The 15,707-nt window shown below is 70.8% G+C and carries 10 protein-coding genes; 6 read left to right on the plus strand and 4 right to left on the minus strand.

Annotated features, from left to right (window positions below):
* Positions 1 to 76: 76 nt before the first annotated feature.
* Positions 77 to 502, minus strand: coding sequence for an arsenate reductase (glutaredoxin) (gene arsC / locus M3U25_RS08545; RefSeq protein WP_355498410.1), 426 nt, complete (start codon positions 500 to 502; stop codon positions 77 to 79).
* A gap of 413 nt (positions 503 to 915) precedes the next feature.
* On the opposite strand from arsC, the gene M3U25_RS08550 reads away from it, so the two are divergent.
* The 3 genes from M3U25_RS08550 (at position 916) to M3U25_RS08560 (ending at position 4,866) form a co-directional block, all read left to right on the plus strand.
* Positions 916 to 1,320, plus strand: a complete 405-nt coding sequence (locus M3U25_RS08550; RefSeq protein WP_355498407.1) for a DUF2946 family protein — start codon at positions 916 to 918, stop codon at positions 1,318 to 1,320.
* 67 nt (positions 1,321 to 1,387) lie between these two features.
* A complete protein-coding gene (locus M3U25_RS08555; RefSeq protein WP_355498404.1) occupies positions 1,388 to 3,442 on the plus strand; it encodes a TonB-dependent receptor in 2,055 nt (684 codons plus the stop codon).
* A complete protein-coding gene (locus M3U25_RS08560; RefSeq protein WP_355498401.1) occupies positions 3,442 to 4,866 on the plus strand; it encodes a PepSY domain-containing protein in 1,425 nt (474 codons plus the stop codon). The genes M3U25_RS08555 and M3U25_RS08560 overlap by 1 nt, the downstream gene beginning before the upstream one ends.
* 357 nt (positions 4,867 to 5,223) lie before the next feature.
* Here the strand turns inward: M3U25_RS08560 and M3U25_RS08565 are convergent, their stop codons facing one another.
* From M3U25_RS08565 to M3U25_RS08575, 3 genes are all read right to left on the minus strand, one after another.
* Positions 5,224 to 5,964 (minus strand): phosphoadenylyl-sulfate reductase, encoded by a 741-nt coding sequence (locus M3U25_RS08565; protein ID WP_242160991.1) that lies wholly within the window; start codon positions 5,962 to 5,964, stop codon positions 5,224 to 5,226.
* Entirely contained in the window at positions 5,961 to 7,685 is a 1,725-nt protein-coding gene (gene cysI, locus M3U25_RS08570) for an assimilatory sulfite reductase (NADPH) hemoprotein subunit (protein WP_355498397.1), read from the minus strand. The genes M3U25_RS08565 and cysI overlap by 4 nt, the downstream gene beginning before the upstream one ends.
* 118 nt (positions 7,686 to 7,803) lie before the next feature.
* Positions 7,804 to 9,678, minus strand: coding sequence for an assimilatory sulfite reductase (NADPH) flavoprotein subunit (locus M3U25_RS08575; protein ID WP_355498394.1), 1,875 nt, complete (start codon positions 9,676 to 9,678; stop codon positions 7,804 to 7,806).
* A 193-nt stretch (positions 9,679 to 9,871) separates the two neighbouring features.
* Here M3U25_RS08575 and cysD point away from each other — a divergent pair, with 193 nt between their 5' ends.
* From cysD to M3U25_RS08590, 3 genes are all read left to right on the plus strand, one after another.
* The gene (cysD, locus tag M3U25_RS08580) at positions 9,872 to 10,780 is read left to right on the plus strand and encodes a sulfate adenylyltransferase subunit CysD (RefSeq protein ID WP_355498391.1); all 909 of its coding nucleotides are present in this window, start codon (positions 9,872 to 9,874) and stop codon (positions 10,778 to 10,780) included.
* Positions 10,780 to 12,780 (plus strand): sulfate adenylyltransferase subunit CysN, encoded by a 2,001-nt coding sequence (gene cysN, locus M3U25_RS08585; RefSeq protein WP_355498388.1) that lies wholly within the window; start codon positions 10,780 to 10,782, stop codon positions 12,778 to 12,780. Before cysD ends, cysN begins: the two co-directional genes overlap by 1 nt.
* 166 nt (positions 12,781 to 12,946) lie before the next feature.
* Positions 12,947 to 15,625 carry a M1 family aminopeptidase gene (locus M3U25_RS08590; RefSeq protein WP_355498385.1) on the plus strand — a complete coding sequence of 893 codons (2,679 nt, stop codon included), beginning with the start codon at positions 12,947 to 12,949 and terminating at the stop codon, positions 15,623 to 15,625.
* Positions 15,626 to 15,707 lie beyond the last annotated feature (82 nt).

Below are 15,707 nucleotides of genomic sequence, written 5' to 3' on the forward strand. Positions count from 1 at the left end.
CGACGCGGCGTTCACATGGCACTCGCGTGGGCTGCACCCGCCCTTAGCGAATCCGTCGGTCCCCGCCGCCAGCGCTTCAGCCCACCCAGCGGCCTTGTGCGTCGACCAGCGGCGTGCCGTCCTCCTTGGCGAAGGCGCCACGCTGCGGCGATGGCAAGATGCCCAGCACGGTCTCCGAGGGCCGGCACAGGCGCGTGCCCAGCGGGGTGACCACGATCGGCCGGTTGAGCAGGATCGGGTGCTGCAGCATGGCGTCCAGCAGCGCGTCATCGTCCAGCGTCGGGTCGTCCAGTCCGAGTTCGGCGTAGAGCGTGCCCTTTTGCCGGATCAACTCCCGCAGCGGCAGCCCGCTGGCCGCCGCCAGCGCCTGCAGGGTGGCGCGGTCCGGCGGCGTCTTCAGGTACTCGATCACGATCGGTTCGACGCCGCTGTTGCGGATCAGCCCGAGCACGTTGCGCGAAGTGCCGCAGGCGGGGTTGTGGTAGATCGTGATCGTGGGCATGGGGCGGCTCGCTGCGTGGGACGGACAAGGGCGGCCGTTGCGGAATCCTCCACGCGGCCGCGGCAGATGGTGCCGCAATCGCGGCGCCATGCAAGAGTGGCGCGCGTCGGGTACGCCATGTGCACGGCGCCCTTGGCCGTCGTCGCCGGGCGGGAACGGCCGACCTGTCGTCGATCCGCTGAGACGGCATGGTCCGAGCGGGCAACGGATGGACCGCGTTGCGGGGCGACTGGCAGGCGGCGGGGCGACGGCGCTGGGGCCATGGGCGGACGGAGGTCGCGGCCGCCATTGCGGGGTGTGGCCTGCCGACCGAGGCCGCTTCCGTCCTGCACCGCCACGACGCGCCTGCGTCACTTCGCCGCATGCGGCGTCGCACGCGTTTCAATGGCCAGCGCACCCTCTAGAATGCGCCGATGGTCCGTCTCCGCCAGCTGCCGTCGTGTTGGGCCGCGCTCGCTGCGCTGGCGCTCGGCCTGTTGCTGCTGGCGCCGCCGATCAGCCAGTGGCGGCAGGCGCAGGCCCAGGCTGCCGCGCTGCAGGACCAGGCGCTGTGCACCAGCGGCGGCCTGCGCCTGGCGGCGCTGGCAGGTGCCGTCTCCGCGGCGCATGGCGGCCACCACGACGATGCCGGCCTGGCGCACGCGCCGGCCTGCGATTACTGCCTGCTCGCCGCGCGGCTGCTGCCGTGGGTGGCGCTGTTGCTGGCGTTGCTGCCCTGGTGCTGTCCGCCGGTCCCGGGCGCGGCGCTGCGCAGCCGTGTCGTCACGGCCACCGCACGCCGTGCACACCCGGTCCGCGGGCCGCCGCTGTTCTCCTGATCCACGGGTTGCCGTTTCCGTGCCGCGGCGCCGCTGCGGCACGTCCTCGTGCCGATGGAGTTTTGCAATGACCCGCTTTCCTGCCATGCCGCCCGTGGCGGCGTGCTGCTGTGTCGTTCTCGCGGCGGCCGCGCCCGCCCAGGCCGCCGATGCGCCACCCGGCGCCGCCGGCGATTCCGTTCTGACCCTGGGCAAGGTCCAGGCCACCTCCTCGCTTGCCGCCGGTTCCAGCGCGCGCAGCGTGTTCAGTTCCGTCGACATCCTTGGCGGCGACCTGCTGCAGGACCAGCACGTGGACTACAGCTGGGAACTGCTGATGCGCGCGCCCGGCGTGCAGGTGACCCAGTTCAAGATGGGCACCGACGCCGGGCGCTTCTCCTTCCGCGGCTTCAACGGCGAGGGCCGGGTCAATGCGGTCAAGCTGCTGATCGACGGCGTGCCCAGCAACGACAATGCCGGCGCGATGCCTTACCTGGATGCGGTGTTCCCGCTGGACATCGCCGCGATCGAGATCGTGCGCGGCACCAACGACCCGCGCTACGGCCTGGACGCGATCGCCGGCAGCGTCGACGTGCTGACCCGCAGCGGCGGCAACGACGGCCGCGCCAGCGTCACCATCGGCAGCTTCGGCACCCGCGAGGTGCAGGCGACGCAGGGCATCGAGCGCGGCGCATGGAGCCAGAACTACGTCGCCGCCTGGCGCGACAGCGACGGTTACCGCGACCATGCCGACGCGCGCAAGCATGCGTTCTCCGGCAAGTGGTTCTACACCGATCCGGATGGGCGCTGGCGCGCCGGGCTCAGCGCGCGCGACTACCGCAACACGGCGCTGGAGGCGGGGTATCTGGATTACGCCACGGCGCAGCGCGCACCGCGCAGCTCCCCCGATTACGCCCGCGACGATCGCAGCCAACGCCACACCACGCAGGTGTCGCTGCACCTGGATGCGCGCCTGGCCGACAGCGTGCAGGGCAGCGCCAAGGCGTATTGGAACCGCTACGACAATCAGCGCTGGGTGCGCTTCACCGCGGCCGGCGCGCAGCAGGAACGCGATACCGACGAGCGCCAGCACGGCGTGCTGGCCAGGCTCAGCTGGCGCCCGGCGCTGGCCCGCGCCGACGCCTTCGCGCTGGAGGGCGGGGTCGATGCGCAGTGGCAGTACAACGTCTCGCAGCGCTATCGCACGGTGGCGCGCGTGCGCACCGCGCCGCTGCGCGACTGGGACTTCGACCTGCATACCGAAGGCGCCTACGTGCAGGCGGTGCTGCGCCCGACCGCGCGCCTGCAACTGGTGCCCGGCTACCGGGTGGATCGGGTCGGCGGGCAGTTCCGCGACCTCGCCAGCGGTGCGCGCTATCCCACCTATGCCTACGGCACGATCCGCCAACCCAAGTTCAGCGCGGTGTATGCGCTGACCGCGCAGGCCAGCCTGTACGCCAACATCGGCCGCAGCTTCCAGATCGGCAGCGGCAACGGCGCCTACCGCACCCAGGCGCGCAACCTTGCGCCCTCGTTCAACGATGGCTGGGAGAGCGGCCTCAAGTTCGCCGGCGCGCAGCAGCGCTGGGACGCGCGCGTGGCCTACTGGGAACAGCGCGCCTCCGACGAGGTGGCCACCATCCTCGGCGTGAACGGCAGCGTCGGCACCGGCGAGGTCGGCAACGTCGGCAAGACCTTGCGCCGTGGCTGGGATGCGCAACTGAACCTGCGTCCGGGCGAGCGCTGGACGTTGTGGCTGGCGTATTCGCGGCAGCGCGCGGTCATCGTCACCCCCGACCCGAGCGCGCCGGCCACCCGCGGCAAGGAGATCGAGAACGTGCCGCACTACCTGGCCACCGCCGGTGTCGACTGGCAGGCCACGCCGCGGCTGACGCTGTCGGCCTGGGGCAATGCGCAGGGCGACTACTACGTGGAGCGCAGCAACACCCTGGGCCGCTATGGCGGCTATGCGCTGGCCAATCTCGGCACGACCTGGCGCTGGCGCGCGCAGCGCGAGGTCTCGCTGCAACTGAAGAACCTGACCGACCGGCACTATGTCTACGCCTGGTACGACAGCGGGTCCTCCGGCTACTCGCCCGGCGACGGCCGCGCGCTGTACGCCACGCTGAGCTGGGGGTGGTGATGGCCACGCACATCCGCACGGCCGAGGCGGCGCCGGCGCGCTTCTATCGCGCCGTGTGGCGCTGGCATTTCTATGCCGGCCTGCTGGTGCTGCCGCTGCTGGTCTGGCTGGCGCTGACCGGCGCGGCCTTCGTCTACCAGCAGCCGATCGACGGCTACTTCCACCGCGCGCTGAAGACCGTGCCGGTGCCGGACCACGCGCAGACACTGGCACCACAGCGGCTGCTGGACGCGGCGCTGGCCGCGCAACCGGGCCAGGCGCTGCGCTACACCACGCCGCCGCGGCGCGATGCCGCGGCGGAAGTGACCATCGCCACCGCCGACGGTCACCGCGAAGTCGTCTACGTGGACCCTTACCGGGCGCGGGTGCTGGGCCGGTTGCCCGAGCACGGCACCGTGGCCTGGACCATCCGCCGCCTGCACAGCCTCGACTACGTCGGCTGGTTCGCCAACGCGCTGATCGAGGTGGCGGCGGGCTGGGCGATCCTGCTGGTGCTCACCGGCGTGTACCTGTGGTGGCCGCGCGGGCGCCACGGCGGCGTGACCACGGTGCGCGGGCGGCCGGCGCAGCGCGTGTTCTGGCGCGATGTGCATGCGCTCACCGGCAGCGTGGTCGGCGCGCTGCTGCTGTTCCTGGCGCTGACCGGCATGCCGTGGTCGTGGTTCTGGGGCGCGCAGGTCAATCGCCTGGCCAACGGTCACCACTACGGCTATCCGGCCGGGCTGCGCGTGGACCTGCCGATGTCGACGCAGCGGCTGAGCGACAGCGAGGTGCCGGCATGGTCGCTGCGGCAGGCGCGCCTGCCGCAGTCGTCGCCTCCGGCCGCGGACCCGCATGCGGCGCACGGCGGTCAGGGCGAGCACGACGGCATGGCCGGCATGGCGGATGCCGCGCCGGCGGCGGGGGCGATCGGCCTGGATGCGGCGGTGGCGCGGTTCCAGGCGCGCGGCATCGCGCCGGGCTACAGCGTGGCATTGCCGCGCGGCGTGCGTGGGGTCTATACGGCCTCGGTGTATCCGCCGGACCTGGCCCAGCAACGGGTGATCCACCTGGACCAGTACAGCGGCCAGGTGCTGCTGGACATGCGCTATGCCGACTACGGCCCGCTGGCCAAGGCGCTGGAGTGGGGCATCAACGTGCACCTAGGCCAGGAGTACGGGGTGCTCAACCAACTCGTGCTGATCGGCGCCTGCCTGGGCATCGTGCTGTTGTGCGTCAGTGCCGCAGTGATGTGGTGGAAGCGGCGCCCGCACGGCGGGCTCGGGGTGCCGCCGCTGCCGGCAGACCGACGCACCCTGCGCGGCGTGGTCGCGCTGCTGGTGCTGGGCGGGATGCTGTTCCCGCTGGTCGGTGTGTCGTTGCTGCTGATGTTGGCGCTGGACTGGGCGCTGGTGCTGCGGCGCGAGCCGGCGGTGGGGGCTTAGCGGGTCGAGGTCGCAGTCCACTGTGATTTCGCCGCGATAAGCCGATCCATCGGCGCATCCGGCTCGTTGCAGTCGGGACTGAAGTCCCTCCCGCAAGGCGCGGGTCAGCGGTCATTACTGCCGTCAGCACTTGCGCCGGAGACACGGGGCTACACGCGTAGGAGCGGCTTCAGCCGCGACCGGACATTCATGGGAACGCCCGATCGCGGCTGAAGCTGCTCCTACGGAAAAGACCGGTACGGTCGGTTAGCGCTGATCGCGGCTGAAGCCGCTCCTACGAAAAGATGCGGTACGGCGGCCACGTCTGCCGCGGGCGAAGCCGCGCCTACACAAAGGCCGAACGCGTGCTGGAGGGCCTTACAAATCTTCGTGGATCCCGCACTCGCGCTTGAGGCCGAAGAAACGGGTGTCTTCCTCGCGCATGCCCGGTTCCCAGCGGCGGGTGGTGTGGAAGTCGCCGATCGAGACATAGCCCTGTTCCCACAGCGGGTGATAGGGCAGGTCGTGCTGCTGCATGTATTGCCACAGGTCGCGGTCGCTCCAGTCGGCGATCGGGTTGATCTTGTAGCGCTCGCCACGCTTCTGCACGAATGGGGTCTGCGCGCGGCTGTCGGACTGGCTGCGGCGCAGGCCGGTGAACCAGGTGCCGACCTTCAGTTCGTCCAGGGCGCGGCGCATCGGTTCGACCTTGCGCAGGTTGTTGTATTGCTCGATGCCGACCATGCCCTGTTCCCACAGGCGGCCGTGGCGCGCTTCCATCCAGGCGCGGCTGACCAGCGGGCGGTAGATCTTGAGGTTCAGCTTGAGCCGCTCGGTCAGCGCGTCGGCGAAGCGGTAGGTCTCGGCGAACAGGTAGCCGGTGTCGATCAGGATCACCGGGATGTCCGGGCGCTGCCGGGTCAGCAGGTGCAGAGTGGCCGCCGATTGCGCGCCGAAGCTGGACGACAGCGCGGCTTCGGCCGGGCCGTGCTGCAACGCCCAGGCCACGCGCTCCGGCGCGGACAGCGTCGCCAGCAGCGCATTGGCGGCATCGAGATCCAGGGCCGGCACCGGTGCGTTGGCGGGGGCGTCTTGGGAGGCGGCGGGCAGAGCGCTCATGCGTGCAGTTCCGACGGAATCAGGTGGCGGTGGGTGGGATAGGCGGGCAGGGCGACCACGCCGGTGCGGTGCAGGAAGTCGCCGAAGCGCTCGTCCGCGTCCCGCTCGTTGGCATAGCGCGCGAACAGCGGTTCCAGCGCGGCAAGGATCTCCGGCTCGGCGATGTTCTCGCGGTACAGGGTGTTGAGGCGCTGGCCGCGGTGGTCGCCGCCGAGCATCAGGTTGTAGCGGCCCGGCCCCTTGCCGACCAGGGCGATCTCGGCCAGGTACGGCCGCGAACAGCCGTTCGGGCAGCCGGAAAGGCGCAGCAGGATCGGCGCGTCCTCCAGGCCGTGGCGGGCCAGCAGCGGCTGCAGCTGCGCGGCGAAGGCCGGCAGGTAGCGTTCGGCCTCGGCCATCGCCAGGCCGCAGGTGGGCAGGGCCACGCAGGCCATGGCCGCGCGCGCCAGGGCGGTCGGCGCGCGGTTGCCGGCGTCCAGCGCATGCGCGCGGACCAGCGTGTCGATCGCCTCGCGTTGCGCGGCGGGGACGCCGGCGATCACCAGGTTCTGGTTCGCGGTCATGCGGAAGTGCGCGCCGTCGCCGGCGTCGCGCAGGTGCACGGCGATCGCGCGCAGGCCGCTGAGGTGCTGCGCGCCGTCGACGTGGTCGGCGATGCGTCCGGCCGGCAGCGACAGCGTCAGGTGCCAGCGGCCGTCCTCGCCGGCGTGCCAGCCCTCGCGGTCGCCGTTGTGCTCGAAGGCGAAGTCCCGCACCGGCTGCAGACGCACGCCGGCGCGGCGCTCGATTTCCGCCAGCACCGTGTCCAGGCCGTGGTCGTCGATGGTGTACTTGAAGCGCGCGCGCTTGCGCACGGTGCGGTTGCCCAGGTCGCGTTGGGTGGTGACCACGGCGGTGGCGACGTCGAGCAACTGCGCGCGGTCGATGAAACCGACCACGTTGGCCACGCGCGGGTAGGTCTCCGCATCGCCATGGCTGGCGCCCATGCCGCCGCCGAGGCTGACGTTGTAGCCGGCCAGCGCGCCATCGGCGTCGAGCACGCCGATGAAGCCCAGGTCGTTGGCGAACACGTCGACGTCGTTGACCGGCGGCAGCGCGAAGCCGATCTTGAACTTGCGCGGCAGGTAGGCATTGCCGTAGATCGGCTCGGCCTCCTGGCCGCTGCCGGCAACCTGCTCCTCGTCCAGCCAGATCTCGTAGTAGGCGCGGGTGTTGGGCAGCAGGTGCTCGGACACACGTGCGGCATCCGCGTAGAGCGTGGCGTGCGCCTGCGAGGCCAGCGGATTGGCGGCGACCTGCACGTTGCGATTGACGTCGCCGCAGGCGGCGAGGGTGTCGATCAGCGCGGCGTTGATCGCCTGCATGGTCGCCTTCAGTTCGCGCTTGATCACCCCATGGAACTGGAACGCCTGGCGCGTGGTGATGCGCAGCGAGTGGTCGCCGTAGGTGGTGGCGATGGCATCGAGCTTGAGCCACTGCACCGGATCCACCACCCCGCCCGGGGTGCGCGTGCGGATCATGAACTGGTAGGCCGGCTCCAGCTTCTGCCGGCGCCGCTCCTCGCGCAGATCGCGGTCGTCCTGCTGGTAGCTGCCGTGGTACTTGATCAGGGTCTGATCGTCCTCGCGCAGCGCCCCGGTGACCGGATCGGCCAGGCTCTGCAGCAGCGACCCGCGCAACCGCTGGCTGTGGTGCTTGATGTCTTCGACGGAGTGGGACATTGGGCAGGGAATCGAGAATAGGGAATGGGGAATGGCAAATGCGGGTACGTCGGATTACGGAAAGCCTGTCGAGGTCGGCTGTTGCCCATTCCCCATTTTCTTTTCCCGATTTCCAGCTTCAATACACATCGCGCGCATACCGCCCCTCCTGCTGTAGCTGGCTGAGGTAGGCGGCAGCGTCTTCGGGGCTGCGGGCGCCGTGTTCGGCGACGATGCCCAGCAGGGTGGCGTGTACGTCCTTGCCCATGGCGATGGCGCCGCACACGTACAGGTGCGCGCCGTTCTGCAGCCAGTCGTAGACGGCGCGGCCGTGTTCGCGCAGGCGCTGCTGCACGTAGATCTTGGACGGGGCGGCGCTGCCGCGCAGCGGCTGCACGTCGCGCGAGAACGCCAGGTCCAGCCGGTGCAGTTCGCCGCTGCGCAGCGCCTGTTGCCATTCGGCCTGGTAGAGGAAGTCGCGGTTGAAGTGGCGGGCGCCGAAGAACAGCCAGTTGCGCCCGCTGGCGCCGCGCTCGGCGCGCTCCTGCACGAAACCGCGGAACGGTGCCACGCCGGTGCCGGGGCCGATCATCAGGATGTCGCGGCTGTCGTCGGCGGGTACCCGGAAGCGTTCGTTGGGTTCGATGTACACGGGGGCGCTGTCGCCTTCGGCCAGGGCCGCCAGATAGCCGCTGGCGGCGCCGCCGTGGGCATGGCCGTGGGCGTCGTAGGCCAGCACGTCGACGGTGAGGTGGGCTTCGTCGCCGACCCGCTTGCGGCTGGAGGCGATCGAGTACAGGCGCGGGACCATCGGCCGCAGCGCCTGCAGCAGCGCGGCGTGGTCCCAATCCGCCGGCCAGCGACGCAGCACGTCGATCACTTGGTGATCGGCGAGCAGCGCCGCCAGGCCGGCGGTCTGGGTGGGGTCGAGCAGCTCGGCCAGCGCCTTGGCGCCGGCGCGGTCGGCCACCGCGGCGAGCAACGGGCGCGAGGCCCGGGTCAGTTCGCGATGGCCGGCCAGCCATTCGTGCAGGGGCAGCGTGTGCCCATCGGCAGTGAATTCGACATCACCGTCCAGTCGACTCGCGGTCAACACCGCCTCGACCAGCGCGGGTGGATTGCGATGGCGCACGCCCAGGGCGTCGCCGGGTTCGTAGTGCAGGCCGCTGCCGGCCAGCGACAGTTCGAGGTGGCGCACGTCCTTGTCGGCCTGGCCGTGCGCGGCGTAGCGCGGTCCCTTGAAGTCGCGGCCGCTGATCGCCTGGTTGGCCAGCACCTCGGCGGCGAACGGCTGGGTGCGGCTCCACGCTGCCGCAGCGGTGCCACGCAGCGGCGTCACCGTGGCCGACGGCGTCGCGGGCGTGCGGCCCAGGATGTCGCGTGCCTGCGCCAGTGCCTGCGCGCGCCACGGCGCCGCCACCGTCTCGATCTCCAGGTCGGCCTCGCCCAGCGGCAGCAGCCGCTGCGCGCCCAGTTCGGCCAGGCGCGCATCCAGGCGCCGGGCGATGCCGCAGAAGTCGGCGTAGCTGGAGTCGCCCAGGCCGAGCACGGCGTACTGCAACTGCGGCAGCTTGGGTGCGCGCCGGCCCTGCAGGAACTCGACGAAGCCGATCGCATCGTCCGGCGGGTCGCCCTCGCCCTGGGTGCTGATGACCACATAGAGCAGGCGCTCGTTGCCCAGCTCGCGGGTGGGATAGGCGTCGGCGCGCAGCAGGCGCACCGCCAGCCCGGCCGCCTCGGCCTCGGCCGCCACCTGTTCGGCGGCGCGGCGTGCGTTGCCGGTCTGGCTGCCGTAGACAATGCTCAGCTGCGGCGTGGGCGAGGGTGCCGCGGCGGCGCCGGCGACCACAGCCAGGGCCGGCGTCGCCGGACCCTGCGCCTGGGCCAGGCCGGCGGCGTAGCCGGACAGCCACCACAGCCCGGCCGCATCCAGGCCCTCCACGGTCCGCGCCAGCAATGCCTTGCGCTCCTCGGGCAAGGGGCTGGGCGGCAACGCGGGCGAGGCGGCGGTCATGGCCGGTCCGGGTTTGGGAAGGGATGACCGATGTTAGGGAAGCGTTGCCCGGTGCAGAAAGGAACAGGGGTTATCGGCTCATGCCCGGGGCTTATTTCTGCGAGGTGCCCGGCGCGACGCACACTGCCGCCCCGACTGCCACGACCGCTGCTACGCTTCGGTCCGGTCTCCACTGCCTGCCGCCGCCGTTTCGATGAGTTCGCCCACCCTGTCCCATCTCGACCGTCTCGAGGCCGAGAGCATCCACATCCTGCGCGAGGTCGCCGCGGAGTTCCGCAACCCGGTGCTGCTGTATTCGGTGGGCAAGGACAGCTCGGTGCTGCTGCATCTGCTGCTCAAGGCATTCGCGCCGGCGCCGCCGCCCATCCCGCTGCTGCACGTGGACACGCGCTGGAAGTTCCGCGAGATGATCGCCTTCCGCGACCGCCGCGCCGCCGAGACCGGGGTGGAGCTGCGCGTGCACATCAATCCCGATGGCGTCGCCCAGGACGTCGGCCCGTTCAGCCACGGCGCCAGCGTGCACACCGACGTGATGAAGACCCAGGCGCTGAAGCAGGCCCTGGACCTGTGGAAGTTCGATGCCGCCATCGGCGGGGCGCGCCGCGACGAGGAGAAGGCGCGGGCCAAGGAGCGGGTGTTCTCGTTCCGCAACGCGCACCATCGCTGGGATCCCAAGCAGCAGCGCCCGGAGCTGTGGAACCTGTACAACCCGCGCATCCACCCTGGCGAGAGCGTGCGCGTGTTCCCGCTGTCCAACTGGACCGAGCTGGACATCTGGCTGTACATCTACCGCGAAGCGATTCCGGTGGTGCCGCTGTACTTCGCCGCCGAACGCCCGGTGGTGGAGCGCGACGGCGCGCTGATCATGGTCGACGACGCGCGCCTGCCGCTGCGCCCCGGCGAAACCCCGCAACTGCGGCGCGTGCGCTTCCGCACCCTTGGCTGCTACCCCCTGACCGGCGCGATCGAGTCGCAGGCCGACACCCTGGAGACGATCATCGCCGAGATGCTGCAGGCCACCACCTCCGAACGCCAGGGCCGGATCATCGACCAGGACCCGGGTGCCTCGATGGAGCAGAAGAAGGTGGAGGGGTATTTCTGATGGGCTGGGAATCGGGAACAGGGAATCGGGAATCGCAAGTGCAAAAGCAAGCATCGCCGCCCTCTGACGCGTCGCCGCGGGAGACCGCTGTTCCCATTCCCGATTCCCCATGCTCGATTCCCGGCCGCGACGGCGCCGCCGTCGCCGCCTACCTGCAGCAACACGAACACAAGCCGCTGCTGCGCTTCATCACCTGCGGCAGTGTCGACGATGGCAAGAGCACCTTGATCGGGCGCTTGCTGTACGACAGCAAGCGGCTGTTCGACGACCAGCTGGCCGCGCTCGGTGCCGACAGCAAGCGCCACGGCACCCGCGGCGGGGCCATCGACTATGCGCTGTTGCTGGATGGCCTGGCCGCCGAGCGCGAGCAGGGCATCACCATCGACGTGGCCTACCGCTATTTCGACACCGACCGGCGCAAGTTCATCGTCGCCGACTGCCCCGGGCATGCGCAGTACACCCGCAACATGGCCACCGGCGCCTCTACCGCGGACGTGGCGGTGGTGCTGGTCGATGCCGCCAAGGGCGTGCTGACCCAGACCCGCCGGCACAGCTACATCGTCGCCCTGCTGGGCATCCGCCACGTGGTGCTGGCGGTCAACAAGATGGACCTGGTCGACTTCGCGCAGGACACGTTCGAGGCGATCGCCGCCGAGTACCGCGCGCTCGCCACGCAACTGGGCATTGCCGATGTGCAGTGCATCCCGCTGTCGGCGCTGGAGGGCGACAACCTGTCGCAGCGCTCGGTGCGCATGCCCTGGTATGCCGGCCCGGCGCTGCTCGAACATCTGGAAGGCGTGCAGTTGGACGCGCGCAGCGGCGACAGCGGCCTGCGCCTGCCGGTGCAATGGGTCAACCGCCCGCACGCGCAGTTCCGCGGCTTCGCCGGCACCGTGGCGGCCGGCGCGGTGCAGCCCGGCGATGCGGTGGTGGTGCTGCCGTCGGCGCGGCGCGCGCAGGTCGCGCAGGTGCTGGTCGGCGCCGAACCGGTGCCGCGCGCCGTGGCCGGGCAGGCGGTGACGCTGACCCTGACCGAGGAGATCGACGTCAGCCGTGGCGACGTGATCGCCGCCGCCGACGATCCGCCGGAGGTTGCCGACCAGTTCGCCGCGCACGTGCTGTGGATGGACGATGCCGCGCTGCTGCCCGGTCGTCCGTACTGGTTGAAGATCGGTGCGCGCACCGTGGCCGCCAGCGTCACCGAGATCAAGCATCGCATCGACGTCAACACGCAGGAGCGGCTGGCCGCCAAGCGACTGGAACTCAACGAGGTCGGCTACTGCAACCTGGCGCTGGACCAGCCGATCGCCTTCGCGCCGTATGCGCAGGATCGCACGCTCGGCGGCTTCATCTTGATCGACCGCCACAGCAACGCCACCGTCGCCGCCGGCACCCTGGATTTCGCGCTGCGCCGGGCAGGCAACGTGCACTGGCAGCACCTGGACGTGGACAAGGCCGCGCGTGCGCGGATCAAGGGGCAGACGCCGAAGGTGCTGTGGTTCACCGGCCTGTCCGGCGCCGGCAAGTCGACCATCGCCAACCTGGTCGACAAGCGCCTGCACGCGCTGGGCTACCACACCTTCATCCTCGACGGCGACAACGTGCGCCATGGCCTGAACCGCGACCTGGGCTTCACCGCCGAGGACCGCGTCGAGAACATCCGCCGCGTCGCCGAAGTGGCCAGGCTGATGACCGATGCCGGATTGATCGTGCTGGTCAGCTTCATCTCGCCGTTCCGTGCCGAGCGGCAACTGGCGCGCGAGCGTTTCGGCGAGGGCGAATTCCTTGAGGTGTTCGTCGACGTGCCGCTGCCGGTGGCCGAGGCGCGCGACGTCAAGGGCTTGTATGCCAAGGCGCGCGCGGGCCTGATCCCCAACTTCACCGGCATCGATTCGCCGTACGAAGCGCCGGAGCGCCCGGAACTGCACCTGCACGCCGATGGCGACAACGTCGAAGCGTTGGCCGCGCAGGTGCTGGCGGCGCTGGGGCTGCAGGACTGAGGGATCGCGGCGTTGCAACTGGCGTGGCCGGTGATGCCCGGTCGCGGCTGAAGCCGCTCCTACGAGACCTTCTCCCGCCGCGCGAGGGTCTGCTGGCGTCATCACGTGACAGTCGCCGCTGCGCATGCTTAAGTCGTCGCCCTCCTCATCGGCGAAGGCCCCGTCCATGCCAGCTCTGTCCCGTCGCGTGCTGTTCTCCGTCCTCGCGCTGTGCTGCGGCGCGGCCTGCGCGCAGGCGCCCGATGCGGTGCCGACCGGGCGCCTGCCGGCCTGGGCGGTCCCCGAGCATTATGCGCTGGATCTGAAGATCGATCCGGAACGCACCGACTTCGACGGCACCGCCACCATCCGCGTGCGCCTAGAGCGCGCGTCCGATCATCTGTGGCTGCACGGCAAGGAATTGCGCGTGAGCAAGGCCACGCTGCGCACCGCCGATGGCGCCTTGTTCCCGGTGCGCTACACGCAGGCCGACGCGCGGGCGGGCGTGGCCCGCATCGCCTTCGGACGCACGCTGCAGCCGCAGGAACTGACCCTCACCTTCGTCTACCGCGCGCCGTTCAACCAGCAGCTGCAGGGCCTGTACCAGGTCAAGGCGCAGGGACACGCCTATGCCTTGACCCAGATGGAGCCGATCAGCGCGCGCTACGCCTTTCCCGGCTTCGACGAGCCGGCGCTGAAGACGCCGTTCGCACTGCGCCTGACCGTGCCCGAGGGCGAGCAGGCGCTGGCCAATACCCGCGCCGCATCCACCGAACCGGCCGGCAAGGGCTGGAAGACCGTGCGCTTCGCCGAGACCGTGCCGCTGCCGACCTATCTGGTGGCCTATGCGGTCGGGCCGTGGGACGTGGTCGACGGACCGGCATTGCCGGCCACACCGCAGCGTCCGCAATCCGTCCCGCTGCGCGGCGTGGCCGCGCATGGGCAGGGGCCGCGCATCCGGCGCGCGCTGCAGCAGACGCCGGAGATCATCGCCGCGCTGGAGGACTATTACGACTTCGGCTATCCGTTCGACAAGCTGGACCTGGTGGCCGCGCCGGACTTCTCCGCCGGTGCGATGGAAAACCCCGGCTTTGTGACGTTCCGCGACTGGCTGCTGTTGCTGGACGACGATTCGCCGCGGCACAACGTCGAGGGCTCGTTCAACGTCACCGCGCACGAGCTGGCGCACCAGTGGACCGGCGACACGGTGACCATGGCCTGGTGGGACGACCTGTGGCTCAACGAGGCCTTCGCCACCTGGATGCAGCAGAAGATCACCATGCGCCTGCGGCCGCAGTACCGCGCCGACCTGGACCGCATCAGTGCCGCGCAGGACGCGATGAACAACGACAGCCTGGTCAGCGCACGCAAGATCCGCCAGCCGATCACCGGCAACGGCGACATCGAGACCGCCTTCGACAGCATCACTTACCGCAAGGGCGCCGCGGTGCTGGGCATGTTCGAACAGTTCGTCGGCGAGGATACCTTCCGCAGCGGCATGCGCGCCTATATCCGCGCGCACCGCTTCGGTAACGCCACCGCCGACGACCTGGTCGACGCCATCGCCGCCGCGGCCGGCAAGGGCGCCGACTTCAAGGCGGCGTTCCGCAGTTTCCTGGATCAGCCGGGCGTGCCCTCGCTGCAGGTGCGCTTGCAGCCGGAGGCGGGCGGTGCGGTGCTGCAGTTGCACCAGCAGCGCTTCCTGCCGCTGGGCTCGCGCGGCAGCGCCGCGCAGACCTGGGGCGTGCCGGTGTGCGTCAAGTACGGCACGCGCCAGGGCGTGCGCCGCGCCTGTCAGATGCTGTCCGCCAGCGACGGCCGCCTCGCGCTCGCCGGCGCCGATGCCGACAGCTGGGTGATGCCCAACGCCGGCGGCACCGGCTACTACCGCTTCGCCCTGCCCAAGCCGCAACTGACGGCGCTCGGCCGCCACCTCGATGCGCTCGACGACGCCGAGAAGCTGGCCTATGCCGACGCCATCGACAGCGCGTTCCGCACCGGGGAGGCCGACACCGGCGATGTGATCGCGGCGATGCAGCAGTTGGCGCCGGCCAAGGCCACGGCGGTGGCGACCGCGCTGAACGACCGCATCGGCTGGATCTGGCGGGTCCTGGCCCGCGACGACGCACAGCGCGCCATGCTGCGTCAGGCCACCGAGGCCGCATTCGGCGCACGCCTGCAGGCGCTGGGGTATCAGCGCCGCGCCGGCGACAGCGACGACGATGTTGCGTTGCGCTCCGAGCTGGCCGAGCTGCTCGGGGTGACCATGGGGGTGCCGGCGGTGCGGCAGGCGCTGCTGGCCCAGGGCGATGCGGTGCTGGCGGGCAAGGGCGGCGCATTGGACTTCGCCGCCGCCAATCCGGATCTGCTCGATGCCGCGCTGACCGTGGCGGTGCAGGAGCGCGGCGCCACGGCGGTGGACGCGTTGATCGCCGCCCTGCGCGGTCACGGCGAACCGGCCCAGCGCAACGCGATGATCGCCGCGCTCGGCGCCGTGCGCGATCCGCAGCAGTTGCAGAAGGTGCGCGATTTCGCCCTGACCGATGCGATCAAGGTCGGCGAGATGACCCGCCTGCTGATGGGTGCGCATGCCGAGCCGGCCACGCATGCGTCGATGTGGCCCTGGTACACCGCGCACTTCGATCGCATCGTGGCGCGCTCCGGCTCCTTCGACGGCGGCCGCTTGCCGGCGTTGGCTGCCGCCGGCGGCTGCGACGCTGCCGAAGCGGATCGGCTGGAGGCGTTCTTCACCCCGCGCCTGAAGGCGCTCAGCGGTGCGGACCGCGGCCTGGCGCAGACCGCCGAAACCATTCGCCTGTGCAGTGCGCTGCGCGAGCGGCAACACATCGCCGTCGCGCCGCGCTGAGGGTGACGAACGGGCGCGGCGCAGGCCGCGCCACCCGTGCGCTGCGTCTCACCGCGCAGCGCATGCCGGGGCCGGCAAGGGT

The organism is Xanthomonas sp. PPL134 (assembly GCF_040595915.1).
Lineage (GTDB): Bacteria > Pseudomonadota > Gammaproteobacteria > Xanthomonadales > Xanthomonadaceae > Xanthomonas_A > Xanthomonas_A indica.

Bases quoted from the DNA above. Each gene is read 5' to 3' on its own strand.
- M3U25_RS08560 (WP_355498401.1), top strand. From the start codon at position 3,442: ATGGCCACGCACATCCGCACGGCCGAGGCGGCGCCGGCGCGCTTCTAT.
- cysN (WP_355498388.1), top strand. From the start codon at position 10,780: ATGGGCTGGGAATCGGGAACAGGGAATCGGGAATCGCAAGTGCAAAAG.
- cysD (WP_355498391.1), top strand. From the start codon at position 9,872: ATGAGTTCGCCCACCCTGTCCCATCTCGACCGTCTCGAGGCCGAGAGC.
- M3U25_RS08590 (WP_355498385.1), top strand. From the start codon at position 12,947: ATGCCAGCTCTGTCCCGTCGCGTGCTGTTCTCCGTCCTCGCGCTGTGC.
- M3U25_RS08575 (WP_355498394.1), bottom strand. From the start codon at position 9,678: ATGACCGCCGCCTCGCCCGCGTTGCCGCCCAGCCCCTTGCCCGAGGAG.
- M3U25_RS08550 (WP_355498407.1), top strand. From the start codon at position 916: ATGGTCCGTCTCCGCCAGCTGCCGTCGTGTTGGGCCGCGCTCGCTGCG.
- arsC (WP_355498410.1), bottom strand. From the start codon at position 502: ATGCCCACGATCACGATCTACCACAACCCCGCCTGCGGCACTTCGCGC.
- M3U25_RS08555 (WP_355498404.1), top strand. From the start codon at position 1,388: ATGACCCGCTTTCCTGCCATGCCGCCCGTGGCGGCGTGCTGCTGTGTC.
- M3U25_RS08565 (WP_242160991.1), bottom strand. From the start codon at position 5,964: ATGAGCGCTCTGCCCGCCGCCTCCCAAGACGCCCCCGCCAACGCACCG.
- cysI (WP_355498397.1), bottom strand. From the start codon at position 7,685: ATGTCCCACTCCGTCGAAGACATCAAGCACCACAGCCAGCGGTTGCGC.